The organism is Acidovorax sp. GW835-FHT14G06, assembly GCF_058793595.1.
The window spans coordinates 1-539 of record NZ_JBXAGA010000053.1; the positions used below are offsets into that span (position 1 = coordinate 1).

Genomic DNA, 539 nt, shown 5'->3' on the forward strand with positions numbered 1-539 from the left:
GCCACCACCGCAGGCAGTAAGCAGCACAAGCAAAAGCAGTTGGATGATTCGCATGGTGTAGGGGCGTAAAAAAGCCCGCGCTGGGCGGGCTGTGGAAATGAAAACGCCCCTTAGCGGGGCGGTGTGGTCTGGTATCTGTTCAAAAATGCATCTACTCCGCCGACCAGGGAACTGCAGACAACATCGAGTTTTTTGCCGCATCCCCAACAGTGGAGGTGAAATCTGACCTCTTCGAAATCCTCATCAATTGGCGTGATGGTCGGCTTCGGAGAGTGAATGCCCAAGCGGTGGGCTGGGTGTTTGCACTTGAAAGGCCACATCTCGCTTCTCCAATAAAAAAGCCGCTCAAGGCGGCTAGTGAGTGGTGTTCACCGGTGTTTCTTCCTCCGGCTCTGGTAGTTCGTTGTCATCGTCATCGCGCTCGTCCTGCCAGCGCTCGGGGTAGTGCTTGGCGTTGTAGATGTCCTCGCGCTCTCTGAGTCTGCGGCTCATCCCGGTTCTCCCAGCCCCATTTCGCGGGCCTCATTGATTGCGTCGGC

General features: G+C 56.6%; 1 protein-coding gene. It reads right to left on the reverse strand.

What is annotated here, in order from left to right:
* Nucleotides 1-354: 354 nt before the first annotated feature.
* Nucleotides 355-492 carry a hypothetical protein gene (locus AC1Q64_RS25685; protein ID WP_492253182.1) on the reverse strand — a complete coding sequence of 46 codons (138 nt, stop codon included), beginning with the start codon at nt 490-492 and terminating at the stop codon, nt 355-357.
* Nucleotides 493-539: the final 47 nt, after the last annotated feature.

Bases quoted from the DNA above. Each gene is read 5' to 3' on its own strand.
- AC1Q64_RS25685 (WP_492253182.1), bottom strand. From the start codon at position 492: ATGAGCCGCAGACTCAGAGAGCGCGAGGACATCTACAACGCCAAGCAC.